The organism is Vibrio sp. Vb0888 (assembly GCF_033338835.1).
Lineage (GTDB): Bacteria > Pseudomonadota > Gammaproteobacteria > Enterobacterales > Vibrionaceae > Vibrio > Vibrio alginolyticus.
Genome location: NZ_JAWOTL010000231.1, coordinates 1 through 1,156, shown reverse-complemented (window position 1 = coordinate 1,156; position 1,156 = coordinate 1). Strand labels below are relative to the sequence as shown.

1 pseudogene is annotated in these 1,156 nt (G+C 43.9%); it reads right to left on the bottom strand.

Features of this window, described 5'->3' with window-relative positions:
* Positions 1 to 115: 115 nt before the first annotated feature.
* A pseudogene (gene scrG, locus R7P72_RS25250) lies at positions 116 to 1,156 on the bottom strand (regulatory protein ScrG); the annotation flags it as partial.

The following is a 1,156-nucleotide window of genomic DNA, read 5'->3' as shown; positions in this document are numbered from 1 at the left end:
AAGATAGGTGGGTAAAGTTAACCTGAGTTTTCGCCACAGCCACGTTCTGTTTTGATGTAAAAATCGGTGACTAAACGGTGGCTGTGCGGAACAGGTGAGAATGACAAAATTCGAACTACGAATTCAATGAATATCGGCTAGCACTTGCGACAGATAAGGGTTTTGAGAACCAGTAACCTTGTAAATAGTCGACGCCCATCTGAGTAAAGAAGTCGCACATCTTCGCATCCTCAATGCCTTCAATCACTACCTCAATATTGTTCTCGTGGCACATTGCAATCAAAAACTTTAGGTACTCTCGCGAAGAGTGGTTTGTCAGCGTTTTCCAAGCCATCGATTTATCGATTTTTATCTGCGTCATCGGTAAATCAAAGAAGCAGTTTAAAGAACTGTACCCTGAGCCAAAGTCATCCAAAGACAACGCAAAGCCCAACTCACGAAGCGTGTTTAAGGGGGCCATAGCCGTTTGGTTGTTATCCAAAATGAATGTTTCGGTGAGCTCTAGCACGATAGACTGAGGTGCGACGCCAGCTTCGTCAGCCATGGCTTTGATTCTTGAGGGAAACTCACCATTCATAAGCTGCAGAACGGAGACGTTTACGTTCACTCTTACTTCATTTTGGTAGCGTTCACGGTATTGTTTTATGAACTGACAAGCTTTCGCGAACACTTGATAGCCTAGCTCGACAATCAAACCTTTGTTCTCGGCAACGGGAATAAACTCATCGGGATAAATTTCGCCAAACTCTTTGCTACGCCAACGAACGAGAGATTCAAAACTCACCACTTCGGAGCTTTTTGCATTAATGATTGGTTGAAACTTCACACTCAAGGTTTGCTTTTCTAGGGCGCTTTTCAAACCTTGCTCGATAAAAAAGTAACGATCTACCGCGTGTTGGGTACGTTGGCTGTAAATGGCAATCCTATCTTTGTTTTGTTCACTGGCGTATTGGCATGTTCTTGCAGCTTTACGCAAAATTTCATCAGCAGAGTGAGCAGGGTCGATACAAGGGTACAAGCCAATGCTGATGTTACTGCCAAGATACTGACCTTCTTCTACAACGGCTTCGTGATAGGCTTGTTTTATCGTCTCGGCGTAAGCTTGAAGCGTGCCTATTGAGCAATCGTCCTGAATTAAAATTGCGAAATCGTCATC